We start from the raw sequence: 26,034 nt of genomic DNA, 5'->3' as shown, positions 1-26,034 counted from the left end.
TTTGCCCTGCTAAGAAAGAGCCTTATTCTATTCTATTGTAAAATTTAGAATAGAATAAGGAAATCAATGAAAAAAATCAATCATATTAATCCATTATTGAGTATAATCTGTAGCCAATAGTTTTAAATTTCAGAACAAATAGAGGTTTGATCATTCTCAGAAAGATAGATTAATCTCTGGACTAAACTATATACTGTGGTCGATGGATTAATATTATGTTGTCGAGTGAGTTCATGAATTAACTGATCTGTTATTTCAGGGAATTTTTCAGGGTGTTGCTTATCAAAATAAATTGCTTTTGTTGTATCCGATGAAATATCTTTCCATAGATTTTCTGCATTTTTGATAGCTGTTTGTTGACGTTGTTTAAGATATTTTTCATATAAATCAAGGTTTTTATTGTACTTTTTACCAAGTCTTTCTTCCAATTTTTGAGATAAATTATCTCTATGGGTTTCACTTATATAATACTCATAATGTAATAAATACCAAAGTTCAAAAGCATCATTTGAAATTGCTAATCTAATGTTCTCTCTTAAAGCGAGAGCGATCGCGGCATTAAAATTTTGTTGATTCTTATTTTCTGATTTAAAATCTCGATCAAAAACACACCAAACTTCATTATATTCTCCATCTTCATTTCTTAATTCTATTGCTCTTTCTACTAAACTTAATGTAACTCTACCTTCTCCTTTTACTTGAATATAAAGATGTCCTCTGTTAAGATTTTTATATAAATTATTAAAATAATTAGGTTCAGTTTCTTGACCTTCACAAACAATTAACAATCTTTTGCGAGGGTTTCCTCGACGTTCTACGGTATTATTTCTGTCTAAGTAACCACGATTTGTTATTTCTTTTTTGTTTTTAATGGAAGACTTCTTTTTGTTCATGTTATTTATTAAATAATTGCTCTAAATTGCCAATAAAAGGTATAGCTCCATATTTACCTTTAATATAATCGCTTTCTAGTGACGCATCACTGCTAACTTTATATTCTATCAAAGAATAAAGGTCACTAGCTCCTTGATTATTTTTTTCCGTAAACCAGATTTGATCAAGTCTAAAGATTTTATTACTTAATAAGTTAGTGTCATGTGTCGTAAAAATTAGCTGTGCATTTTTAGGATTAGTTGTCTTAGAATTGAATAAATTAATCAGTGTCTGAGTGATTAAAGGATGCAGTTTAGAATCTAATTCATCAATAACTAATACTTTTCCATTGGTTAAAGTTTCCAAAATTGGCCCAGCAAAGGCAAAGAGTTTCTTCGTTCCTTCAGATTCCTCTTCATTAAGGTCAAATTTTTCTAAGCTGACTATTTCACCTTGATCATTATACTTTTTATGAATTGTTTTAATCCTATTAAATTCTAAAATGATATCATAAATATCTAAATCTAGCTGTTTGATGAGTTGAATGATCGGATCAGGGTCTTTCTTGAATTGAGCAATTGTATATTGATGATACAAGTGTTCATGCAATCCTGAAAGAACATTAAATTTTTTTGTAAAAAGAAGTAAAATATGGCTGGCTATTTTCCCATTAAATTGAGCTATAACAGATAAAAACAAAGCATTTGGACGAGTTCTTTCAAAAAATTCTTTTCCTAGCTTTTCAAATTGCTTTTTAACTTCAATTTGATCACAATTTCTCTGAAACAAATTAATTTCTTTAACTTTGGGTACATGAAACAACCATTCTGAAATTACTTGTTCTCTATTAACTTCAAATCCATATCGATAGATTGTTTGATCTAAAATAAAAACGATTTCAAAAAAAGAGGGTTTATCTACTGTTTGTGTGTTCAGCTTAAACTCTTTAACATCAATTTCATCTCCGACCTGGGTTTCTTTAGAGGAGGTTAATATAAACCTTGTCATAAAACCCATTGCTTTAATTAAGTTACTTTTTCCACTGGCATTTGCACCATACACAGCGGCACTTTTAACCAATCTCAACTCATCATCAAAATTAAAAACATTATTTTCATCAAGTTCTTTATGATAGGAAAAAACTTTTGATGCCACCAGACTAAAGGTGACAGTTTCTTTAAAAGATAGATAATTACCAACGCTGAATTCTATCAGCATATTGAGTTCCTAGTTTTAAATTGCATATTCTATAATTATTACACAATATCGCTTTTGTGTCACTCTGAGGAGGGTAAAATCAAAGAAAAATCCTCAAATCTAAGTGGAATAATAGATGAAGCCTGCACTCAGAAGCCGACTCTCAAATATATCGATGAATATCGCTATTTTATTAAAATGCTAAACTTTTATATTCATCCATTCTTGAGCATTATCTTGAGCTAATATTTTTAAATGCTTAACATTAGTAGTTGCAATAAAAACCCTTTGTCCTGGGTACTCTTCACACAAAATACTCCATTGAGCAACAATTATCATATCTGCATCAATATTCTTAATATCTGCTGTAGAAATATTTTTTTCTCGAACTTCAGCCCAACATTGAGCAGCTTTTTGCATGACCTCTGGAGTCAGGGGTAAAAAATCAATAATTCCATCATTTCTTAAGCGATCTAGCTCAACTAGACTTTCACTTTTAATGTGAATCAGTTTTCTTCTAACCTCATAATCAGAAATATCTGATGTTACAACATAAACTCCTTTAGCAAGAAGAGAATAAAACCATTCTCCACATTGATAAGTTATACTATCCTCTAATTTTGAACTTTCTTTAATAGGACTAACCAATAAACCCAGTACACCTGAATCTAAAATAACAATCATATCTAAGATAGCTCTTCATTCCATTTAGCTTGAATGGCTTGTAATCTTTCTTTAGCCCAATTCATCGCAGCTTGATTGTTTTTGATTTGTTCCTCTGGAGTTTGTCCTAAATGCTTTAAAAAAGATGATAACTTGGGTTGTTTTACAGGAGTTAGTTTAGCTTGTTTTAACAAAGTTTGGGCTGTAGACCATAACTGTGATGTTGATTTAGATTTTCTCAGTTCAACGGCTCGATCAACAGCTTGAGGAATAAGTAAAAAAGAATTTTGATAGTCGTTCAATAAATTTTTTCCGCTTTTGAGAGAAGGTAAAAGTAGTTTTAGTTTAACTTGTAGACCTCTCCATCCTTGCAAGTTAATACTGTGTTGACAAGAAAAATCATAAGCTAATTGAATAAAAAAATTATGGCTTTCTGTGGAAAACAGATCCCAACAAGATTCTATTCCTTCTGATAATTTTTTGATTTTATCTACATATTTTTCTATATCGGTTGGAATATCATTTTTAAATGAAATTTCCATATCAATAGCTTCAAGGTATTTTTGTGTACCTTGTTCCATTTCTTTTAATGTATCTTGTAAACTTTTGCCTTTGAGTGCAGCAATCTCCCTAAAAAACTCTTGAATCTCATCATCTAAGGAATTAGGATTAAGATAGGCTTGGAGAAGATACTGTATCTTTTTAGCATCAATAGCACTCTCATCAAGTCGTTTTTTTTCTTTGCATAATGCAATTTTATTAACCATTTGCTATTCCTCCCCTACTGAAAAGCAATGTAGATATATTATAGCACTATTACTCTTTTGAGTTGAAATTATAATATAAATTAACATAAGCTAAAAATATATGATTAATTTATGTTTAATATATAAGAATTGTATGTTCAAGTAAAAAAATAACTGATACTTGACAATAGGCTCAAAAATAAAAACAACACTCAAATATATCTGCTTATCTAAATCATGAATAAGATATCGAATATCTTTGGAGTTTGTGCTAATATCTTATAAGATTGATATTGATCTAGTATCCTAATTTTTCCATGTTATTTCCAACTTATTCATTTTTAATTTTTTTTATTATTGTTTTTAGTTTGGGGATTTCTTTAAAAAAACAAGTGGGTTTATATAAAGCTTTTTTATTAGTAGCAAACTTAATTTTTTACTCTTTTTGGGGATTGAATTTCTTAATTTTTCTGTTAATCAATATTGGAATTAATTATGGAATACTTTTAGGGTTAAGATCTCGCTCCACAACTGCTAAATTCTGGTTAATAGGAGGAATAGTTTTTAATATATTGTATTTAGGAACCTTTAAGTATTATAATTTTTTTGTTGATAGTTTCTTAGAAATATTTTCTTTTTTACCTTTTGTTTCTACCTTTCAACCCTTAGAAATTTTAGTTCCTGTTGGGGTTTCTTTCTATACGTTTAGAATAATTTCTCACCTCGTTGATTGCTATCGTCAAACCCTGGCTTTTCCCCGGTGGATTGATTATGCAATTTATATTAGTTATTTTCCGCAAATTGCCTCTGGCCCCATTGCACGAGCAAAGGAATTTTATCAACAACTCAATTCTTCTCAAAAATATGATTATAAAATAGAAGAAGTCATTGTCTTAATTTTATCAGGACTCTTTAAAAAATATACCTTATCCAGTTTTCTGTTTAACTTTACTCAACTTCCTTTTTCTGACCCAGGTTCCTATTCTCGCGGGGATTTAATTTTAGCAGCAATTTCCTACTCTTGTTTAATTTATGTCGATTTTAGTGGGTATTCCGATTTATCGAATGCAATTTCTAGTGTATTTGGGTTCCGTCCTATTCAAAATTTTAACTGTCCCTATCGTTCCTTTAGTTTACAAGAATTCTGGCATCGATGGCATATTAGTTTATCAGAATGGTTGAGAGATTATCTCTATATTCCTTTGGGGGGAAATCGACATGGAAAACAACGAAAATATCTCAATTTATTCTTAACGATGTTGCCAGGAGGATTTTGGCATGGGGCGGGGTTAAACTTTATAATTTGGGGAGGATTACATGGTTTAGGATTAGGCGTTAATCATTACTTTAAAGAAGAAATAACTCCCCGTTTGACTCTTCAACCTTCTGCAATAGTATCCTCAATAATTTCCGTTTTAAATTGGGGTTTAACCTTTGGGTTTGTTACCTTGAGTTGGATTTTCTTCCAATCTCCTAATCTGGAAACAGCCTTAAATTTTATGCAAGGAATTTGGAGTTCAGACGTTCAGATGGTTCAATTTAATGTTTGGCAGCTTTATCTGGTTATTTTTATTATTTTAGTTTTAATTAATTTCTATGGTAAAGCCATTACCTCAGCTTTGATTCGCTTATTTTCTTTAAAAAATATCTTCTTTAGGATTGTTTTAACCTCTGGATTTGTGTATTCTATTCTTATGCTCGGCCCGAATAGCGTTCCTCCCTTTATCTATTTTAATTTTTAATCCCCAATGAAAGATCGAGAATTCTTACTGCTGGTTTGTTTAGTCAGTTTGACTTTAATTTTTTCTAATTTTTCCTTATTTCTCAAAAGTATTGCATCCAGTTCCTTTCTACAACCTCCCCTTAAACAAGCTGCACAACAGTTAAAATTAGAGGGATTTCGTCAAACCGAACAAGCATTTTGGAACCAAATTAAAGAGGTTAATTTAGATCAACTTTCTCCCCCAACTGAAATCGCAAACTTGAACAGTGGAGAGCTTTCTCCCCAACAAAAACCCTTGACAACTCCAAATCCTCAACCGACTCAAAAACCGATTTCCTCTGCTGCTAAAAAACCCGTTTCTCTTCCTCCCAAACCTAAACCTCCAGTGGAAAAACCCTATACCCGCTTTTTATTTGTGGGTGATTCCATTATGTTTGATTTAGGAGTCAAGCTTCAATATAATCTTCGCAAAACCTATAAAATTAGTAATACCAAATTAGATTATAAAGTTTCTAGTGGGCTGAATCGAATCGATTATTATAATTGGTATAATCGCACAACAACCTTGCTCAAAAGTTATAAACCCGATGTAATTGTTATTTTATTTGGGGGGAATGATGGTCAAGATATTATCGACAAAAATGGACGTTATTACCCCTTATTTACACCCGGATGGGAGAAAGCTTATCAAGAACGAGTTGAACGTTATGCTAAATTACTCTCCACCTCTTCGGTGAGAAAAGTTTATTGGGTGGGTCAACCCATGTCAAGACGACCTCGTTATAATCGGATCTTTAGTGTGTTGAATAAAATCTATGGAACTGTCAGCCAAGCTTACCCCAAAATCGAATATATTTCAACCTGGGGAACCTTTGCATCAGGAGGAAAATATGCCGCCCTTGTTGCCGATAAATCAGGTAAACGCCGATCTGTTAAAATCAATGATGGGGTTCATTTTACCTCTCATGGAGCTAACATTATTAGCGAGGTTGTCTTAGAGCAAATGAAAAAAGATAAAATTGTTACCATTAAATCAAAACCTTCTAAACCGGCTTCACCCCAGCCCAAATTAACGCCTTCCTCTGTTTCTAAATCTCCTACCCAAAAATCTGCTCAGACCCCCTGAAATGAGCTTCAAAAACCCTTACAATCACCTCCCCTATCTAATTCATCAAATATGGTAAAAACACCTACACAACTTCTAGCCTGCGATTTAGCCACCCTGGCGATTGATTTGATTCAGCAAGCGGGATGTGAATATGGAGATATTCGTTTTTGTACTTATCGAAATCAAAGCCTTCATGCTAATGATCGCTCCTTAAGTAACCTTATAGATCATCAGAAATCTGGTTTTGGAGTTCGAGTTCTTCTGAATGGATCTTGGGGATTTGCTGCGAGTTATCGTCAAACTCCTGAAGAACTGATTCGAGTGATTAATTTAGCCGTTGAAATTGCCAAAGGAAGTCGTTTATGTCAACAAAACCCTGTGCGTTTAGTTCCTGTTCAAGCTTATCAAGATAGTTATATTACACCCATTAAAATCGATCCCTTTTCTATTCCCATCACCGAAAAAGCCGACTTATTATTAACGATTAATGACCGCTTACTTCAGTATGAAGAACAGGGGATTAGAAAAGCCAGTTCCCATCTCCAATTTAACCAAGAAAACAAACTATTTGCCTCTACAGAAGGGTCATTGATTGAACAAACAATTTATCGCAGTTATAGTGGATATCGCTGTACGGCGGTGGCGAATGGAGATGCTCAAAGCCGCAGTTATGAACGTCCTCCTTTAAATTTAGGTTATGAACATATTGATCAAACGGATTTATTGAGTCAAATTGAACGGGTCGCCGAAGAAGCTCTGGAAAAAGTATATGCTCCTAAAGGGCCGTCAGGGATTCAAACCACATTGATTTTAAAGCCAACTAATCTTTATTTAACCATTCATGAATCCGTTGGTCATCCCACAGAATTAGACCGAGTTTATGGCTATGAATCTAATTTTGCGGGAACCAGTTTTGCCACAACCGATCAATTAGGAACCTTACAATATGGAGCACCTTGGATTAACTTTAAATGCGATCGCACTCAACCGGCTGGACGCAGCACCATTGGCTATGATGATGAAGGGGTTCCTTCTCAAGAATGGTATGTAGTAAAAGATGGAATTTTAGTGGATTATTTAACAGATCGAGAAACCGCTTATCGTTTAGGACGTTCGAGTAGTAATGGGTGTGCTTTTGCCGATAGTTGGTCAAGTTTACCTATGGTGAGAATTCCTAATTTAGGATTAGAACCAGGGCCAGAAAAAGGAAGCCATACCGCTACATTATCCGCGATGATTACTGATACCAAAGAGGGGATTTTAATTGATGGAATTGGAAGTTTTTCCATTGATCAACAACGGCGCAATTTTCAATTTGGTGGGGATGGTTTTTGGCAGATTAAAAATGGCAAAATTATCGGAATGTTAAAAGATGTCACTTACCACGCCATGACCACAGATTTTTGGAATCAAGTCGATGCAATTGGCCCTGCTTCAGAATGGCAACAATGTGGTACTAATATGTGTGGAAAAGGCGAACCCTTACAAATTGCTCAAATGACTCATGCTTGTGTTCCCGTGCGGGTACAAAATATTAATATTGGAGGGAGATAATCTCAGGATAAAAAGTAAAATAAAGATTTTTATTTTGACTTTTACCTAATTCAGAAAATACAGCAATTCACTGATAGAATAGATAAAAGTAACCCATTTCAACAATTTACACCCAAGACAATGAACCCATCTAATCCAGAAGATACTATACTCATTTCCCAATCCACCAATCCCTATGCTTCCCTTATCAGTGAATTATATCAACAGGCAATTCAATATCAAGAAAGTGGACAATTCCCCGAAGCAATCGCCTGTTATCAACAACTGATTAATGTTGATCCTCAATTTCTCTTGGCTTATCAAAGAATTGGCTACTATTCCCTCAAACTTGAACAATTTCAACAAGCCGTTACCGCTTACCAAAAAGTTATTGAATTAAATCCGAATGAATTTTGGGCTTATAATAATTTAGGAGAAGCCTTAATTAAATTACAACGCTGGGAAGAAGCCATTCCTGTCTATGAAAAAGCCTGTCAATTAGATCCAAATTGCTTTTGGGTTTATAATAGTTTAGGAGAATGTTTAGCCCAGACTCAACAATGGGAAAAAGCCGTTCCTATCTATCAAAAAGCGAGGGAATTAGATCCGAACTATTGGGGAGTTTATCAAAAATTAGGAGAACTATTAACGACATTAGAAAGATGGGAAGAAGTTATTCCTATTTATCGCCGTTCCCTGGAATTGAAACCGGACTTTTTTTGGTCATATATTGGCTTAAGTAAAGCATTAATTGAATTAGAGCGATGGGAAGAAGCGATTCCCGTATGTCAACAAGCAATTTCTATTGATCCGAATTTCTTTTGGTCTTATATTAATTTAGGAGATGCTTTATCTCAGTTAAAACGATGGCAAGAAGCGGTTAATGTTTATACCACAGCCAATCAAATTAAATCCGATTTCTTTTGGTCTTATAAAAATTTAGGAGATGGGTTAATTCAATTACAACGATGGCAAGAGGCAATTCAAACTTATCAACAAGCTTTAGAATTGAATTCAACGGAAGCTTCTTGTTATTATAACTTAGGTTTAGCTTATCTTAATTTAGAACAGAAAAAAGATGCAATTACTTGTTTTGAAACTGTGTTAAAACTGCAACCCAATGATAGTTCAGCACAAGAAAAATTAAATGAACTTATCGAAATTCCAGCGATTAATTCTTCCAACCCATCATCACACCCATTAGAACCTATTGACTGGTTAAAGTATTATCCGAAATCGAGACAAGCTCCCTCTTATGTGTTGCCTAAATCCCTTTCTTTGGGTAAAAATCCCCAAACAGGAAAATGGCAATTTCCGATTCCTCCTCAAGAAATTATGTTAGTTTTTGTAGAAAATGAGGAATATTATCTTAACTCGGGAAAAACTCAAGTTCAAGTGATGTTAAGTGTATTGCGAGACTGTGGATATTTTCTCAAAACAGGAAGCCGAATTTTAGATTTTGGATGTGCATCGGGACGTATTCTTCGGCAGTTAGCAGATTTATCCGAGATTTGTGAAATCTGGGGAACGGATATTAATGCTGATTGTATTGCTTGGTGTCAACAAAATATGAGTCCCCCGTTTCATTTTTTTGTTGGGACAACCATGCCCCATTTACCCTTTGAAGATCGCTATTTTGATTTAATTTATGCAGGTTCTGTCTTTACCCATATTGATGATTTAGCGGATGCTTGGTTGTTGGAACTCCGACGCATTTTAAAACCCGGAGGACTAGCTTTTATTACACTGCAAGAACGCTTTATTTTTGAAAAAATTAAGGACTCTCCAGAACAATGGCTTTCTAATAATAATATCTGGCCCGAAGAACAGAAACAAGCTTGCATTCAAAATTATTTTGAATATATTAATCAAGATTTTGGGATGTTTACCTTGGGACGAGATACCCGCTCACTGGTTTTCTATGATTTAGATTATTTTCAAGCAAAATGGAAACCCTTTTTCCAAGTTTTAGCGGTTAAACAAGAAGCTTATTATTGGCAAACTGGAGTCTTATTAAAGCGGTTGTAATATTGATTTTGTTTCTAAATCTTAAAAAATTTTGAGAGGAGGCAAGAAAAACGATTAACTTGCCTTTTTAACCAAAGTTTAGTACAATAATCAGTAAAGCTACTTAAGTGTGGCTGAATCTAAATTGAGCGAAACCACAATGCAGTATTATTTCACCGCATTTATCGTTATTTTTTTTATCGCCTGTTATGGTTATAGCTATTTTATTGTTAAACTCGCTAAACAAAAAGGCGAAGAATTTTTATTTTTTGGAATGCTCTTAGGGTTATTTGGATTTATGGCCTTTTGTGCGGCTTCTGTTCCCGTCTTACATTGGATGCTTGATTAATCCCCTGATAGAATTCTTTTAAAATCCTATGCCGTTTATAAGGTTAAAAAATTATCAATTTTATTATACCCTAAACGGTGATATTAATCAACCTGTTATTTTATTTTTACATGGATTTTTGGGAAATAGTCAGGATTTTAACGCTCGAATTTTTCCTCTTTTCTCTCAGTTTTGCTGTTTAACGATTGACCTCCCAGGACATGGCAAAACCCAAGTTTTAGGAGAGGATAGTTATTATACAATGCCACAAACAGCAACGGCGTTAATAGAAGTGTTAAACCATCTGAAGATTTTCCAATGTTATTTAATGGGATATTCTATGGGGGGAAGATTGGGATTATATTTAACGCTGCATTTTCCTGAATATTTTCAAAAAGTCATATTAGAATCCACATCTCCAGGACTGAAAACCGAATCAGAACGATTAAAACGGTTTATTTGTGATCTTCAAAAAGTCGAACAACTGCAAACCTTAGATTTCCCAAGCTTTTTAGAACAGTGGTATGATCAACCTTTGTTTAAAAGCTTAAAAAATCATCCTAAATTTAAACAAGTTTTTACCCAGCGCTTAAACAATAATCCCCTGGAATTATCAAAATCTCTGCGTTATTTAGGAACAGGAAATCAACCTTCACTCTGGGAAAAATTACCCCAGAATAAAATTCCTTTATTGCTGTTAGTTGGAGAATCTGATCATAAATTTAAACGGATTAATCAAGAAATGAACATATTATCTCCCCTTTCCCAGTTGCAAATTGTCCCCCATTGTGGTCATAATATTTTAATCGAAAATTCTCAAGCGTGGATCAATGCCATTATTAAATTTTTATCGAAATGAACTATCAATTTCAATTTCAACCCTATCAACGTCCGTTTAAAATCCCTCTAAAAACGGCTCACGGAATGTGGAAAATGCGAGAAGGCATTATTTTAAATTTAACGGATAAGCAGGGTAATATTGGATGGGGAGAAATTGCGCCGTTAAGTTGGTTTGGGTCGGAAACAATGGAAGATGCACTCACATTTTGTCAACAACTTCCGAGTTGCATTTCTATTGAAACAATTTTTACCATTCCCGATTATTTACCCGCTTGTCAGTTCGGGTTTGAATCGGCATTCACAGAGTTAAATCCTAACAGCTTTCTTGATATTAATAAACTTCACTATAGCGAATTATTACCCGCCGGAGAAACCGTATTAACAACTTGGAAAACTCTATTTCAGCAAGGGGCTAAAACTTTTAAATGGAAAATAGGCGTTGATGATATAACTGAAGAAATCAATATTTTCCAAAAGTTAATTCATAGTATAACAACAACTTTAAGCAACTCTCAAGCTCAAAAAATCCATCTCAGGTTAGATGCCAATGGGGGTTTAACCTTTGAACAAGCACAAAAATGGTTAGAAAATTGTGATTTAATGAATGCGAATCAAGGGTTAATTGAAATTGAATTTTTAGAACAACCCTTATCGATTGATCAATTAGATTTAATGTTAGAATTATGCGATCGCTATAGTACCCTCCTCGCCTTAGATGAATCCGTTGCTAATTTACAACAATTAAACTCTTGCTATCAACAAGGATGGCTAGATATTTTTGTCATTAAGCCTGCTATTGTCGGTTCTCCTAAAAAACTCAAGAACTTTTGCCAAAATAATGAAATTGATGCTGTTTTTTCGTCAGTTTTTGAAACCAATATAGGTCAAAAATCCGCTTTAAAAATAGCCTCTGAACTTTTATTCTATAATCGTGCAGTTGGATTTGGAATTAATCACTGGTTCACTATTTAAATTATAAAGGAAGACTGAATCAATAGAGATGATAAGTCTTCTATTAACAGTCAACCCTCAACCTTCCTCACACATAAACACAATTTTCTCCTGTGGTTTTGGCTTTTTGTAAGGCTTGATTTGTGCGTTCAATACAGGCGCGATAATGTTCATTAGGTTGGACTGCTGTAAATCCAATATACATCGAACATTGAGGCGGAGTGCTGGGAAGTGTTTCTGGGTCGGTTAAGAAATGATTTAAAATGCGACTGAGTGCTAGTTGGGTTCCGGGTAATTCTGAAAAGATCGCTAATAAAAATTCCTGATCTCCCCAATGAACAGCCCAATCACTTTCTCGTAAAAGCTGTTGAAATTTATGAATTAGAGCCGTTGCTTCCGGGGGTTGAGGGGTTAAAGGATCTGAATTTTCAAGTAAATCAATCCCTTCAATCTTTACTAAGGCAATACATAAAGGTAAATGATGACGGGATGCGATACCCAAACATTGACGGAGATGACTTTCTGCGGTTTCTTGTTCCAGAATAATTTGAAAAAATTCTTCTTGTCGAGAGCCAATTATAGTTTCAAGATCTACAATTCTCTGCTCACTTTTTTGAAGGTTATATTCAATAGCTTTAAACAAGTTTTCAAGTTCATAATAACGACTAGAATTACAGTTTAAAATCTCTCCTGTTTCACAATAGGAATTTAAAGCTGTTGTTGCCTTAATAATAGACTGTTCAACTTGGCTTATTTTATGATTTAATAAAATAAATCCAGCAATTGTACTTAAAAAAACAACGGCAAAAATTTCTTTTCCCAAGGGAAATTGGGGATGTAAGATTAAATAAAGTGTCGAACCGAGTAGGGGAAGATTAACCGCTAAGATGCCGATGGAAAAAAGTCTACTTTTAGAGGAGTTTTTTTCTCCCCAAATATTGACCTTCTGGAATAGTCTCAAACTCTTATTCATTGGAGTGTAGATGGAAAGATTTGAAATTAGACAGGCAGAATTAACCCTGAAAAATTAGGAGGAGTGAGAAAACAATTCTCCTAATTTTAACCATCAACCTCTCGCCCCCCACCCCAGTACCAACTCCTGAACTCCCTAGGCTTCTAATTGCGCTTGAGAGCAGTAGTGGTTAGATCAGCAGATTTACGACTGAACAGTTTGAAGTAAGCAGATACCCAGAATTCTTTAATGGGAAAGGCAAGAAATGTCAGAGGATTGATAGTTACAATTATATCGCGGACATCGGCTTGGGCAAGTTTAAGAATTTGTTGAGCCACCCAGTCAGGAGATAGGACACCAATAGGGTTTAAATTGCTCTTAAATGGCCCTAAAATCAATTTACGAATGACGCAGGGTGCATCTAAACGACGGAGAGTGATTAAATCCCCTAACGTCCGCTTGCTGAGTTCGTAAAGGGGACTTAAGGCTGGCCCCACTTCGGCTTCGGAGGTATTGACCCAAACTTCTTTTTTGGCGATATCGGCGTTGGTGCGAACGGTACTCAGAAATAATTCTAACAGTCGCCAACAGGAAAATGTATTGACTTCATAGGATTGAGAGATTGCTTCTTCGGTTCTCAGACCGTGAACATTAATCCCATGATTTAAAATTAAGATATCAACTTTTGGCAATAACTCGGCTAATTGTTGTTCTTGTCCGACTTTCCAAGTAACAGTTTTGATGGGAATTGTTTCTCCTTCAACCGTTAAGTTTAGGGTTTGTTCACTGGAAGTCAACGCCAAAATTTTTGCACCTTTTAAGTGTAAATGGAACAGAAGTGCTTGTCCGAGGGTTCCTGATGCTCCGGTGACTGCAACGGTTTTTCCTTTTAATGAAAGTGCCGTTCCCATGATCTTATCTAATACCGTAAAGGTTCCACAAAAATAAGCGTTTTGATTATCAAAATGATGCCGCCAATGGTAAGTTCGATTCACCATCCAGGGTGCAGGTGGACTAGAAAATTCACCGGGAAGATGGGTTAAATCGGTGAGTTTATCCGCATTTGGAATTCCCATTCCTCTAGCAATTGCTGATAATAAAAAACCGAAGGTATAAATACAACCCAGAAGGGCAAATCCTTGTTGTTCAGGGCTGTAAATATGGGCGATCGCCAGTAAAATTAACGTAAAGCTTAACATGACGCTGGCTTCAGGAACGTCATTATACCAATGGGCTTGGCGATAAATGTCTTCACTGACTGGGGTTAAATCGGGACGAAATACCCGATGATGCCAATTATGCAAACGATATAACGGCGTAAAAACATGAGCCAGGGTATGGTAAATATCTCGTACCAGTTCCGCACCTAAGATAGAACCTACTCCCCAAGCAAAATTTTCCATCCAAACCATTAGTATATCCAATCGCACACACCTCTATTGATTAATTTTTATCTCTGGTATTATAGACCTTTATGAACTCAATGGGGAGTTTTACACAATTAGAAGATAAGATTCACAAACATTGAGGAAATCTCCCTTTTATTTTTATACAATCAGACTTTTTAAAATCTCATCTAATACCTGAGAACTATCTACATCAAACCATTGAATTTCAGAAATTGCTCGAAACCAAGTTCTTTGTCGTTTGGCAAATTGTCGGGTATGTAATACCGTTAATTCTTTGGCGGTTTCTAAAGAAATATCCCCGCCTAAATATTGTTTAATTTCCTGATAGCCCAAAGTTTCTAATAAAGATAATTCTGTCCCATATTTCTGACATAACTGTTCAACTTCTTGCACAAATCCTTTTTCAATCATCTCTTCCGTTCGCCGTTGAATTCGAGAAGTTAATGCTTCCGGTTCACAGTGTAAACCAATTTGTAAAATCGGATAATCGGGGGGATTTTCCCCTTGTTGTTCAGAAATGGGGCGACCTGTAATATAATAAACTTCTAAAGCTCGTAAAGTTCTCACTTGATCATTAGCGTGAATTTTTTGTGCTGCCATCGGATCAATTTGTTGTAAGATTTGATAACATTGAAATTGACCTAATGCCTCAAGTTGCGATCGCAATTCAAGCTGAGGTGCAACCCTAGGAATTTTCATTCCCCGCACAATAGATTTAATATATAATCCTGTCCCACCAACTAACAATAAAGGCGGAGATTCAGGAGCATTCCCAATCAAATGTTGAGCGTGATCCTGATAATCTGCTACGGTTAAAGTCTGCGTCGGTTCACAAATATCAATCAAATAATGGGGAACACGCTGACGTTCTTCCCGCGTCGGTTTAGCCGTACCAATATCAAACTCTCGATACACCAACCGAGAATCCGCGCTCAAAATCACAGACCCCAAACGTTCCGCCAACTGGAGTGCTAATCCTGATTTCCCCGTCGCCGTCGCACCGCAGATTACAATTAACCGAGGTGGCTGTGATATTGTAGAAATAGTCAACTCTCCTCCTATTCAACGCCTCACTCCGAACTGAGTCTATTGGGTACATCCCCTGTCCAAATTTCTTTTGAGAATGCTCTACAATCCTCTCCAACCTATTTGTGCTACAATTTTTGAAAGTTTTGTCATTTTACTGTAAGAACGCCATAAGAGACGTTTTTACTTTATCAATACTGGAGTCGTGATCAAATGACCAGCAATTACAGCGCCGACCAAATTCAAGTTCTTGAAGGTTTGGAAGCCGTTCGCAAACGCCCTGGAATGTACATTGGTTCCACCGGGCCGCGAGGACTCCACCATTTAGTATACGAGGTTGTAGACAACGCGATCGATGAAGCGCTGGCTGGCTATTGCACCCACATCGAAATTGATTTCAACGCCGATGGTTCTGTCACCGTTACCGATGATGGTCGGGGTATCCCCGTTGATACCCATTCTAAAACCGGAAAGTCTGCTTTAGAAACTGTGTTAACCGTTCTGCACGCCGGAGGAAAATTTGGCGGTGGTGGTTATAAAGTTTCTGGGGGTTTGCATGGTGTGGGGGTTTCTGTTGTTAACGCTTTATCGGAATGGGTAGAAGTTACGGTTTTTCGGGATAAAAAAGAATATCGCCAACGCTTTGAACGGGGAACTCCCGTGACGGAACTCACCTCAAAACCCATCAAAGAAAACAGAACGGGAACCTCCTTGCGCTTTTTCCCCGATACTGTAATTTTTACCAGTGGCATTGAGTTTGATTGTGATACGATTGCTTCGCGTTTACGAGAACTTGCCTACTTAAACGCAGGAGTTAAAGTCACTCTCACCGATAATCGTTTAGAACTGTTAAAACGAGAAACTCCTCGGATAGAAACCTACTGTTATGAAGGCGGGATAAGGGAGTATATCGCCTACATGAACAACGATAAACAACCCCTCCATGAAGATATTATTTATATTTCGGGAGAACGGAGTAATGTTCAAATTGAAGTCGCTTTGCAGTGGTGTACCGATGCCTATAGTGATACAATTTTAGGCTTTGCTAATAATATTAGAACCATTGATGGAGGCACCCACTTAGAAGGGTTAAAAACTGTTTTAACTCGGACTTTAAATACCATCGCCCGCAAACGGAATAAACTCAAAGAAGGAGAAGCTAATTTAGGCGGGGAAAATATTAGAGAAGGGTTAACGGCCGTCATTTCCGCGAAAGTTCCCGATCCTGAATTTGAAGGACAAACAAAAACTCGATTAGGAAATCCAGAAGTTCGGGGAATTGTTGACTCCTTGGTGGGGGAAGCGTTAACCGAGTATTTGGAATTTAATCCAGGAATTGCCGATGCGGTGATTGAAAAGGCCATCCAAGCCTTTAAAGCCGCAGAAGCTGCTCGACGAGCACGGGATTTAGTGCGTCGAAAATCGGTCTTAGAATCCTCTCCTTTACCCGGTAAATTAGCGGACTGTAGCAGCCGAGATCCCCAAGAATCGGAGATTTTCTTAGTCGAAGGCGACAGCGCCGGCGGTTGTTGGTTTAGTTTTACTTATATATCACTCGCTGATGGTTCAGAAAAAACTATCAAAGAGATTGTTGATGAACAAGCTGAGGGGAAAGAGCATTTTTGCTACACCATTAATCAAAGTGGCAATATTGCCATTGAACGGATTATTAATGCACGACTAACCAAAAAAGATGCCCAAGTCGTGAAATTAACTTTAGATAATGGAGAAACCCTGATTTGTACGACCGATCACCCCTTTATGTTAAGGGATGGTAGTTATAAAGCCGCAGCAGAATTAACCCCTGATGATTCCTTGATGCCATTTCATCGCAAAATTTCTCAGAAAGGAATAGATGGAGGATTAAACGGTTATGAAATGGTTTGGAACCCTGGTTATGATAAATGGATTTATACCCATTTATTAGCGGATTTTTATAACTTAAAACAGGGGGTTTATCAAGCGTCTGAAGGGAATCATCGTCACCATGTTGATTTTAATAAACGCAACAATAATCCCACCAATATTCAACGCTTACCGGCCCAAGACCATTTGGCTTTACATCGCGCCCATTTGGACAAAACCTTACATCGTCCTGATGTGATTGAGAAAAGTCGCCAGGTGCATCAAAGTGAAGAATTCCGAGAATTTATGAAGCAACGGATGATGCAGCCTGAAACCCGACAAATTCTGTCAGAACAGGCTAAAGCCCAATGGGAAGATGAGCAATATAAAGCTTATATGGCAGAGAAATGGCGAGAATTTTATGAAAGTAATGAGGAGTATCGCCAAGAAAATAATGAAATGTTATATCAGGCGCAACAAGAATATTGGAGTCATGAAGAAAACCGCCTGAAACAAGCAGAACGAGTGCGACAATATTTTGCGGATAATCCTGAACTTCGACAAGCTTATTCTGAAGCATCGAAAAAACAATGGGAAGATGAAAATCTCTTGGAATGGCGACGGGAAAAAACCAAGGAACAGTGGACACGAGAGTTTCGTAAAAAACGGCGTAAAGCGTTAGATGAAACCTATTATGCCAAAACACTTGCTGCGCTATATAAAGTCTATTCCCATTATGGGTATATGGACGTTGACAAGTACGAAAATTATCGCAAACGTCAAAAAGATAACAGTATCTTGACCTTTAAAACGTTTTGCGATCGCTATTTTGATGGCGATGAAGTCGCAACCCGAATGGCAATTCGGAACTATAACCATCGGGTCGTTTCTATTGAATGGTTAGAAGAACGCCATGATGTTTATGATATTGAAGTTCCCCATAGCCATAACTTCGCGTTATCGGCGGGTATTTTTGTGCATAATAGTGCCAAACAAGGACGCGATCGCCGTACTCAAGCCATTCTTCCTTTACGCGGAAAAATCCTCAATATTGAGAAAACCGATGATGCCAAAATCTACAAAAATAATGAAATTCAATCCTTAATTACTGCCTTGGGATTAGGAATTAAAGGAGAAGAATTCGATGCCTCTCAATTGCGGTATCATAAAGTCATCATTATGAGCGTTGCTGGAAACGAACCGACGCTGGTGATGGAGGATAGTGGCAAAACAGAATTCGTAGAAATTGGCACATTTATTGATGAATGTATTGCCGGAAAACGCACCCCAGAACGCTATCAAGTGATTGCCTTTGATCCCGTTACTCATGCCACTCGTTTCCGTCCGATTAAAGCAGTGATTCGTCATGGACATGAAGAACCCATGTATCAACTGAAAACTCGCTATAATCGTCAAATTAAAGTGACATCTTCTCATAGCGTTTTTGTTTATGAAAATGGGGAAGTAAAACTTAAAAAAGGTAATGAAGTTAAACCTGGAGATTGGTTAGTTGCCAGTCGTCGTTTACCCCGTTCAACGGAACCTCAAACTCCCATTGATTTACTCCGTACTTTCTATGAAGCGGGTGTAACTCAATCGTTATATTTGCAAGGAGAAGATGTTCGTAAAATTGCCAGTCGCCGGATTTTAGCGAAAGTTGAAAAACCCGAATTATTAAGTGAAGCACGGGTGGAATTAGAGGCTAACGCATGGCAAGAGTTAATTGCTCAACGTCAATCATTAGGCATAACTCAACAGCAGTTAGCGAATGCCATCGGAGTTAAACAAGCGATTACCATTAGTCACTGGGAACGGGGGATTAATCGGCCGATTTTGGCTAACTTCTTAGATTATTTAGAAGCCATTGGAGGGAATGAAAATGTTGTTTACCAAACCCTTCCTTCTAAAATTGATCAACTCCTAACTCAAGATGACAGCAGTAAAAATGCTCGTTGGCGCGAAGTTAGTAATTACAAACCCTTTGAATATTTCACACCCAGTGAGTTAATTCAGTTGGGGGATAACCTGAAAATTGTTCCTCAAGCGCACCAGAATAAAGCCTTTAATCGCTATTTACCCATTACATCCGAATTAATGTGGTTTTTGGGTTGGTATGTGGCAGAAGGAACCTTATCTAAACATCAAGTTAGCCTGAATTTAGGCACAAAAGATGAACGGTTTATCCCTGAATTAATCACGGCAATTCAAGCGGTTTTTGGAGAAACGCCACGCCGTTATGATGATCCCGAAAGTCAAGGCATTAAACTCTATTTTAATAGTGTGATGGCTGCCCGACTTTTACAAGCATGGGGATTAGGGAAAAAAGCCCATGAAAAACCCATTCCCGATCTTGTTTTCTCTGTCACTGAACCGTTGCAGCTTGCCTTTTTAGAGGGGTATTTCTTAGGGGATGGTACGACCAGTGGGGCGAATATTTCTTGGACAACCAATTCCCATTCCTTAAAAGAAGGATTACTGTATTTATTCGGACAATTGGGGTTAATTGTGAGTACCAGTGAACATCAACCTCAATGTCATGAAACAGCTTCCATCCAAACCCGTCATTCCTATTACACCCTCACCCTTTGTGGCAAACAACAACTAGAAACTTGTCGGTTAATTTGGCAACGTCATTTAGGGGCAGAAAAACTCAATGCCTATCTCCAACTTCCGATGCAGAAACCGATGGATTATTTACCCATTAGTGAAGATTTAATGGGATTAAAAGTCATTGCTGCCGAGGAAATTGAATTAGTTGGAGACTATGTTTATGACTTCTCGGTTGAGGGGGATGAAAACTTCGTTTGTGGAAGCGGAGGACTTTGTTGTCATAATACTGACGCGGACGTTGATGGAGCCCATATCCGTACTTTATTGCTCACCTTTTTCTATCGTTATCAACGGGAATTAGTGGATCAAGGCTATATTTATATTGCCTGTCCTCCGTTGTATAAAGTGGAACGGGGACGGAACCATCAATACTGTTACAATGAGCGAGAATTGCAGGAGTATTTGGGAAGTTTACCCGCCAATGCTAACTACAATATTCAACGGTTTAAAGGGTTAGGGGAAATGATGCCAGAACAACTTTGGACAACCACCATGAACCCCGATACTCGCATGATTAAACAGGTTGAAATTGAAGATGCGGCGGAAGCGGATCGGATTTTTACTGTGTTAATGGGCGATCGCGTAGCTCCTCGTCGGGAGTTTATTGAAACCCATGCTCCCCGCTTGAATTTGACGGATTTAGACATCTAAAAAACAGGATTATTAGAGGGGATGGAATTAGAGAAACCTTGAATTTCATCCCCTCTAATAATTTTAAGTCCGTTAAAAAGGCAAAAAAATGCTATAATTCAATTAAAAAATTATCACTAGCAATGCCATGACTCTTAATCTTCCGTCTCTAAAATTATCTCAGTCGCTTCCTGTAAAATTTCATATTTTGCTTGATCGTTCAAATGCAACGCAAATACGCGCCTCTTTTATAGAACTTCCTAACTTGCACGTTGAAGCTTCAACGCAGGAAGAAGCCTTAGAAAATTTAAAAACCTTGTTGTATACTTATTATGATAAACTAGAAATTATTCCTTTTGAAATTGAAGAAATATCTACTCAAGAATCGGAAAATCCTTGGTTGAAATTTGCAGGTGTTTTTCAGGATGATTCTGATTTTGCTGAGATTGCTAAAAGCCTTAGAATTGAACGATATGATGATATCGATAATTATTAGGTTGATATGATATATGAGGAAAGAATTAATACTAATAGTAAAATTATAAAGGGTGCTATTAATATTGATAATGATAATCGTAAAACCATCGCTTAGGTATATAAAAATTTAGAATAATATAACTAATGGCAATTTGGATACTGGATACGAATCAAGTTTCTGCATTACTGGAAGGAAACAATACAATTAAGTCTAAGTTAGCTGAAATTTCGCCTAACGACATAGCCATTACGGTTGTTACAGTTCAGGAAATTTTTAATGGATGGGTTTGCAAAATTAATAATACTTCAGAATCTAAAGATTTAGTTAGACTGTACACTAAACTCTCGATAACGTTAGACTTCTTCAAAGCAGTAAGTATACTTAATTTTGATGAAACTGCTTCCAAGATTTATGAAAAATTAATTCATGAAAATAGGGAACTTAACAAAAAAAAGCTTCAAAAAGATTTGCGAATCGCTGCAATTACTCTTTCTGTTAATGGGATTATGGTAACGGCTAATAAAAAAGATTTTTCCTTAATTCCTGGTTTAGTCATTGAAGATTGGACAGACCCCTCAATTCTATATCAGTAAGAAAAGGAATTTTAGATGAAAGAAAGTTCAGGTTTTAACCTATAGGAGAATAAGGTGGGTTTTACCCACCCTGATATTAACTCCCAGGAATCGTCACATCAATAGTCGTAACGTTTGATTGTTGATCTAAACTGCTTAAAGGAGGATTAATCGCCCTTTGATTTCCAACGACTAAAATCACTAAATTTTCGGGTTTGAGATATTGTTGAGCAACTCTTTGAACATCTTCAATCGTTGTTGCTTCCACTTGACGTTGATAATCAAAGATAAAATCCTTGGGATAGCCATAATATTCATATTGCATTAAACGCGACAAAGTTTGACCCGGATCTTCAAAATTGAAAATAAAAGAATTCAATGTTGATTCTTTCGCATAAGCTAATTCTTCAGGCTTAATGGGTTCTTTTTGTAATCGTTCAAGTTCAGCTTTTACTCCTTGAATAAAGGGAACTGTTGCTTCAGAACGAGTTTGTCCACCTGCGTTAAAAATCCCTGGATAATCATAACTTATACCCCAAGCTCCATAAACAGAATAAGCTAATCCTTGGCGCGATCGCACATTATTAAATAATCGACCACCAAACCCATCAATTACATTATTCATAACGCTTAATTCGGGATAATTCGGATCATTTAATAACCCCCCTAAATGCCCCATTTCCACATAACTTTGAGTAAGTTGAGGTTGATCAACAAAGAAAACTCCCCCCGAATTAACTTGAGAAACGGACGGAAGGGGAGGAATCACAGCTTTTTGAGACGGTTTCCAATCTCCTAACTTTTCAGCAATCAATGCTTTCATTTTTGCTCGATCAAAATCCCCCACTACTCCCAAAATCATCGTTTCAGGATGAAAATATTGTTGATAAAAATCAACTAAATCCTCACGATTGATTTGGTTTAATGTGGAATATTCTATGGTTCTTGCATAGGGACTATCTGCACCATAAATGAGTTTAACTAACTCTCTCCCCGCAATTTCTTCAGGTTCATCATTCCGACGAGCAATCCCACCTTTTACTTGAGTTTTTGCTAAGTCTAATTTATCTTGGGGAAAGGTAGGATTGCGAATTAAATCAGCCAATAATCCAAACACAGTTGGTAAATCTTCGCTCAATCCTCCAAAGCCAATGCGACCGGATGTTGTATAAATTCCAGCTTCGATATAAGCGGCTTTGTCTTCTAAAATTTGATTGAATTGATCGCCGGGATGTTGAGAGGTTCCCCCATTTCGCATCACCTCTGCGGTTATACTTGCTAAACCCACTTTATCCGCAGGTTCAAATCGATCTCCAGTCCGAAATATAGCAGTTCCTCCAACTAAAGGAAGTTCATGATCTTCGATTAAATAAACCGTAATTCCATTGTCTAATTGATAGCGCTCATAGTCGGGAAGTTGAAGTTCAGGTAAGGGGGGAAACGTTAAATCTGTGTAATGTTTGGGTGTGGCTGCAATGGCAGGAATATGCCAAAAAATAGTAACAACCATTGTGAGCAATAGTAATCCTACCCACAATAATTTAGATTTTTTCGTGCTGAAAATATTGAAAGTCAACATAGTTAATCAAAAGTTGAATGACATTGAAAAAAGAACGAATAAAATCCTGAAATTTTACCTCTTATTCGTCCGATAATAACCGTCCAATGGTACGATTTTCAGGACGAAACATAGTTTGGGCTACTCGCTGAATATCCTGGGCAGTAACGGCATCAATTTTTTCTAACTCTTCAAATAAATTGACCCAAGATCCCGTTTTAACCTCATACTCAGCTAAGGCAAATGCCATACCCATATTAGAATCTAAGGATCTCAATAAACCCGCTTTAGCTTGAGTTTTAACCCGTTCTAATTCAGTTTCTGAAACCAATTCAGTTTTGAAACGTTCAATTTCTCGACGTAATGCTGTCGCCACTTCATCAACAGTATGACCCGGTGCTGGCATCGCATAAAAGAACATTAAATTAGGGTATTTATTCCCCGGATATCCATTTGATCCCTGGGCAGTTAAGGCAATTTTTTGTTCTTCTACTAAAGATTTATACAAACGAGAGGTTCGACCATCACTGAGGAGACTAGAAATCAGATCATAAATCACAGAATCAGGATCATTTAAAGCTGGAATTGGGTATCCTTCAAAATACCAAGGTTGAGTTTTTAACGTTAACGTAATTTCACGGGCTGCGGTTTGAGGCGGTTCAACAATATTTAATTGAGGGGGTTTGGGTTTAGCACTGTAACGACCAAAATAAATTTCAGCGAAACGTTTGACCTCATCAGGATTAACATCTCCTACAATAACAACTGTTAAATTATTGGGAACATAGTAAGTTTCAAAGAAATCTTTAACATTTTTACGGGTTAAATTTTCTAAGTCTTCCACATATCCAATAACGGGGCGGCGGTAGGGATGAACTTTAAAAGCGGTGGCTGAAAATTCTTCAATCATTTGACCAACTGGAGAATTTTCGGTTCGCAAGCGACGTTCTTCTAAAATCACCTGTTTTTCTTTATAAAATTCTCTGAAAACAGGTTCTAAAAATCGTTCTGATTCTAAAGACATCCACAGTTCTAACTTGTTAGCAGGAAGGCTATAAAAATAAAAGGTTGCCTCGCTGGAAGTCATGGCATTCATGCCTACACCTCCCGCTTGTTCTACAATTCTGCCAAACTCATTTTGTTTTACATATTGATTTGCTTCTGCGCTTAATTTTTCTAACTCATCCATTAATTGCTTAAGTTTTGCAGTGTTTCCTTCTGCCTTGGCTTGTTTAATTTGTTCAAAAATTTGATCCTGCTTTTCAAATAGCGGTTTTTCCGCCTCATAGTTAGTTGTGCCAATTTTTTGAGTTCCTTTAAACGCTAAATGCTCTAAATAATGGGCGACTCCTGTTTGTCCATCAGGTTCATTAACGCCGCCAACATCAGCATAAATTAAAAAAGAAACCACAGGTGCACGATGACGTTCTAAAACGATAAATCTCATGCCATTATCGAGCGTAAATTCAGTAATTTCTCGGGCAACTCGTTTTAAATAAGGTTGAATAGAATGGGTTGAGGGTAAAATTTCATCAGCCCAAACCGTTTGAAATCCCATCACCCAAAATAAACAAATGCTTAAAACTAGAGAAAACAAACGTTGTCCTAGAAAGGAGCATTTCTTTGTTCTTGGTTTCCCTGTGAAAAAATAACCCAAAGACATAGATTTTTATCAATGTAATTTGACAAGAAGGGCAGAAGCAATGATTGCCGAATCTATCTTAAAGCATGATCATATTGGATTATAACCTGAGCCTGATGTTAAACTATGAAGAGTTATATCGTTCAAGGTCGGTCTTTGGGAACGGATGATAGGCTAAGACTACAGCCGCGTATGATCAGAAGGTTATGCCACATTTAAATCATTCCATATCATCGCCATTAGAAACGCAGATTTTACAGGCTGCACGACGGCTATTTGCCCATCAGGGGTATGATAGTACCACGACTCGTGATTTAGCCATCGCCGCAGGGGTTGCCGAAGGGACATTATTTCGACATTTTGCTAATAAAAAAGCTATTTTAATCGCCATTGTTACCGAAGGATGGGTCGAAATTTTAACCGATTTGTTAACAGAATTAAGTGCAGTGGGAAACTATAAAGCCATAGCACAATTGTTGCATCGACGCATCATAAACCTGCATGAAAATGCTGATATGATGCGAATTTGCTTTTTAGAAGCTCAATTTCATCCTGAATTACGCGATCGCATTCAATCAGAAATTATTGCTAAAATGACCAATGTAACTGAAGCGTTTTTTGAAACAGCAATGCAAAAAGGGGTTTATCGACCCATGAATCCTAGAATAGTTGCTCAAGTTTTTTTAGGAATGTTTGCTGTTGCTGGATTTAGTTATAGTACCTTCCTAGAACCTAATGCGTCTCCCCAAGCGATGAAAGAAATGGCAGAAGGATTAGCTGATATTTTTCTGAATGGGGTATCAGCAAAAGACTAAAAAAAGCTATAAAAATTTGGCTTGTTGCACCCATTGTTGAATTTGATCAACAGACGGACATAAATCTCTTCGCTGTAAATTAGCAACATAAAAACGTAAGATTTGTTGATGTAAACGGTGAACGGGTAACTGGGCTAAATGGCTGACTGAACTGACACCAGAATGAAGCAATAGTCCGCAATATTGACAGCCAACACTCGGAATTCTAGCTAAGTCCGCCATTGCAATCCACTTGTTTATATCTCTAATATTAATCTGAAGAAAATTCGCTAAAAGCATTTTATCGGCTGGGGTTTTGCCTTTTTTTAATAGTTGACAGGTGGTTTTAATGCCATAATGGTTTAATCGGGTTTGATTATCCGAATTCAAGCCCGGAAGTTGAGAAATCGGCCAATCAACAGCTTGAATGAGGTTATGAGCGTTTGGTTTAAAAGATGCCATAGATTGAATTCTGTTCGTTTCAAGTTTAGGGTAGAGAGAAAAACCTATTTTATTTTAAACTGATTTTCTCTAAAAATGGAGCACAGG

General features: G+C 36.6%; 21 protein-coding genes. 11 read left to right on the top strand and 10 right to left on the bottom strand.

The window, feature by feature from the left end:
- Positions 1 to 122: 122 nt before the first annotated feature.
- The 4 genes from H6G57_RS15785 to H6G57_RS15770 all read right to left on the bottom strand — a co-directional run bounded on the left by H6G57_RS15785 (position 123) and on the right by H6G57_RS15770 (position 3,500).
- Positions 123 to 893 carry an RloB family protein gene (locus tag H6G57_RS15785; RefSeq protein WP_190520129.1) on the bottom strand — a complete coding sequence of 257 codons (771 nt, stop codon included), beginning with the start codon at positions 891 to 893 and terminating at the stop codon, positions 123 to 125.
- 1 nt (position 894) lies between these two features.
- Complete coding sequence (locus H6G57_RS15780) at positions 895 to 2,091, bottom strand: ATP/GTP-binding protein (protein WP_190520127.1); 1,197 nt, start codon at positions 2,089 to 2,091, stop codon at positions 895 to 897.
- Between the two features lie 180 nt (positions 2,092 to 2,271).
- Positions 2,272 to 2,754: a type II toxin-antitoxin system VapC family toxin gene (locus tag H6G57_RS15775; protein WP_190520125.1), complete on the bottom strand. Its 483-nt coding sequence runs from the start codon at positions 2,752 to 2,754 to the stop codon at positions 2,272 to 2,274.
- Between the two features lie 2 nt (positions 2,755 to 2,756).
- Positions 2,757 to 3,500, bottom strand: coding sequence for a hypothetical protein (locus H6G57_RS15770; protein ID WP_190520123.1), 744 nt, complete (start codon positions 3,498 to 3,500; stop codon positions 2,757 to 2,759).
- Positions 3,501 to 3,796: 296 nt separating this feature from the next.
- Between H6G57_RS15770 and H6G57_RS15765 the strand changes: the two genes are divergently transcribed.
- The 7 genes from H6G57_RS15765 (at position 3,797) to H6G57_RS15735 (ending at position 11,990) form a co-directional block, all read left to right on the top strand.
- Positions 3,797 to 5,221, top strand: coding sequence for an MBOAT family protein (locus H6G57_RS15765; protein ID WP_190520121.1), 1,425 nt, complete (start codon positions 3,797 to 3,799; stop codon positions 5,219 to 5,221).
- A gap of 6 nt (positions 5,222 to 5,227) precedes the next feature.
- Entirely contained in the window at positions 5,228 to 6,328 is a 1,101-nt protein-coding gene (locus H6G57_RS15760) for a DUF459 domain-containing protein (protein WP_190520119.1), read from the top strand.
- 51 nt (positions 6,329 to 6,379) lie between these two features.
- On the top strand, positions 6,380 to 7,864 hold the full coding sequence (locus tag H6G57_RS15755; protein ID WP_190520117.1) for a TldD/PmbA family protein: 1,485 nt from the start codon (positions 6,380 to 6,382) through the stop codon (positions 7,862 to 7,864).
- Between the two features lie 120 nt (positions 7,865 to 7,984).
- Complete coding sequence (locus tag H6G57_RS15750; protein ID WP_190520116.1) at positions 7,985 to 9,871, top strand: class I SAM-dependent methyltransferase; 1,887 nt, start codon at positions 7,985 to 7,987, stop codon at positions 9,869 to 9,871.
- Positions 9,872 to 10,010: 139 nt separating this feature from the next.
- A complete protein-coding gene (locus tag H6G57_RS15745) occupies positions 10,011 to 10,199 on the top strand; it encodes a hypothetical protein (RefSeq protein WP_190520203.1) in 189 nt (62 codons plus the stop codon).
- A 28-nt stretch (positions 10,200 to 10,227) separates the two neighbouring features.
- Complete coding sequence (gene menH / locus H6G57_RS15740) at positions 10,228 to 11,037, top strand: 2-succinyl-6-hydroxy-2,4-cyclohexadiene-1-carboxylate synthase (RefSeq protein ID WP_190520113.1); 810 nt, start codon at positions 10,228 to 10,230, stop codon at positions 11,035 to 11,037.
- Positions 11,034 to 11,990: an o-succinylbenzoate synthase gene (locus tag H6G57_RS15735; protein ID WP_190520111.1), complete on the top strand. Its 957-nt coding sequence runs from the start codon at positions 11,034 to 11,036 to the stop codon at positions 11,988 to 11,990. The genes menH and H6G57_RS15735 overlap by 4 nt, the downstream gene beginning before the upstream one ends.
- Before the next feature lie 67 nt (positions 11,991 to 12,057).
- Here the strand turns inward: H6G57_RS15735 and H6G57_RS15730 are convergent, their stop codons facing one another.
- From H6G57_RS15730 to miaA, 3 genes are all read right to left on the bottom strand, one after another.
- On the bottom strand, positions 12,058 to 12,942 hold the full coding sequence (locus tag H6G57_RS15730) for a diguanylate cyclase domain-containing protein (protein ID WP_190520110.1): 885 nt from the start codon (positions 12,940 to 12,942) through the stop codon (positions 12,058 to 12,060).
- Positions 12,943 to 13,085: 143 nt separating this feature from the next.
- The gene (locus H6G57_RS15725) at positions 13,086 to 14,333 is read right to left on the bottom strand and encodes a bifunctional sterol desaturase/short chain dehydrogenase (RefSeq protein ID WP_375539527.1); all 1,248 of its coding nucleotides are present in this window, start codon (positions 14,331 to 14,333) and stop codon (positions 13,086 to 13,088) included.
- A gap of 135 nt (positions 14,334 to 14,468) precedes the next feature.
- On the bottom strand, positions 14,469 to 15,380 hold the full coding sequence (gene miaA, locus H6G57_RS15720; protein ID WP_199314331.1) for a tRNA (adenosine(37)-N6)-dimethylallyltransferase MiaA: 912 nt from the start codon (positions 15,378 to 15,380) through the stop codon (positions 14,469 to 14,471).
- A 189-nt stretch (positions 15,381 to 15,569) separates the two neighbouring features.
- Here miaA and H6G57_RS15715 point away from each other — a divergent pair, with 189 nt between their 5' ends.
- The 3 genes from H6G57_RS15715 (at position 15,570) to H6G57_RS15705 (ending at position 21,512) form a co-directional block, all read left to right on the top strand.
- Positions 15,570 to 20,462, top strand: coding sequence for an ATP-binding protein (locus tag H6G57_RS15715; protein WP_190520108.1), 4,893 nt, complete (start codon positions 15,570 to 15,572; stop codon positions 20,460 to 20,462).
- Between the two features lie 127 nt (positions 20,463 to 20,589).
- On the top strand, positions 20,590 to 20,937 hold the full coding sequence (locus H6G57_RS15710) for a hypothetical protein (RefSeq protein ID WP_190520106.1): 348 nt from the start codon (positions 20,590 to 20,592) through the stop codon (positions 20,935 to 20,937).
- 125 nt (positions 20,938 to 21,062) lie between these two features.
- Positions 21,063 to 21,512, top strand: a complete 450-nt coding sequence (locus tag H6G57_RS15705; RefSeq protein WP_190520104.1) for a type II toxin-antitoxin system VapC family toxin — start codon at positions 21,063 to 21,065, stop codon at positions 21,510 to 21,512.
- Positions 21,513 to 21,588: 76 nt separating this feature from the next.
- Here the strand turns inward: H6G57_RS15705 and H6G57_RS15700 are convergent, their stop codons facing one another.
- Positions 21,589 to 23,001 (bottom strand): pitrilysin family protein, encoded by a 1,413-nt coding sequence (locus H6G57_RS15700; protein ID WP_242048992.1) that lies wholly within the window; start codon positions 22,999 to 23,001, stop codon positions 21,589 to 21,591.
- Between the two features lie 130 nt (positions 23,002 to 23,131).
- The gene (locus H6G57_RS15695) at positions 23,132 to 24,712 is read right to left on the bottom strand and encodes a pitrilysin family protein (protein WP_190520099.1); all 1,581 of its coding nucleotides are present in this window, start codon (positions 24,710 to 24,712) and stop codon (positions 23,132 to 23,134) included.
- A 185-nt stretch (positions 24,713 to 24,897) separates the two neighbouring features.
- Here H6G57_RS15695 and H6G57_RS15690 point away from each other — a divergent pair, with 185 nt between their 5' ends.
- Positions 24,898 to 25,506, top strand: a complete 609-nt coding sequence (locus tag H6G57_RS15690) for a TetR/AcrR family transcriptional regulator (RefSeq protein ID WP_190520097.1) — start codon at positions 24,898 to 24,900, stop codon at positions 25,504 to 25,506.
- 6 nt (positions 25,507 to 25,512) lie between these two features.
- Here the strand turns inward: H6G57_RS15690 and H6G57_RS15685 are convergent, their stop codons facing one another.
- Positions 25,513 to 25,947 carry a DUF4332 domain-containing protein gene (locus tag H6G57_RS15685; RefSeq protein ID WP_190520095.1) on the bottom strand — a complete coding sequence of 145 codons (435 nt, stop codon included), beginning with the start codon at positions 25,945 to 25,947 and terminating at the stop codon, positions 25,513 to 25,515.
- Positions 25,948 to 26,034: the final 87 nt, after the last annotated feature.

The organism is Planktothrix sp. FACHB-1365 (assembly GCF_014697575.1).
Taxonomy (GTDB): domain Bacteria; phylum Cyanobacteriota; class Cyanobacteriia; order Cyanobacteriales; family Microcoleaceae; genus Planktothrix.
Note: the sequence above shows the minus strand (reverse complement) of the source record. Positions and strands in the feature narration are given on the sequence as shown.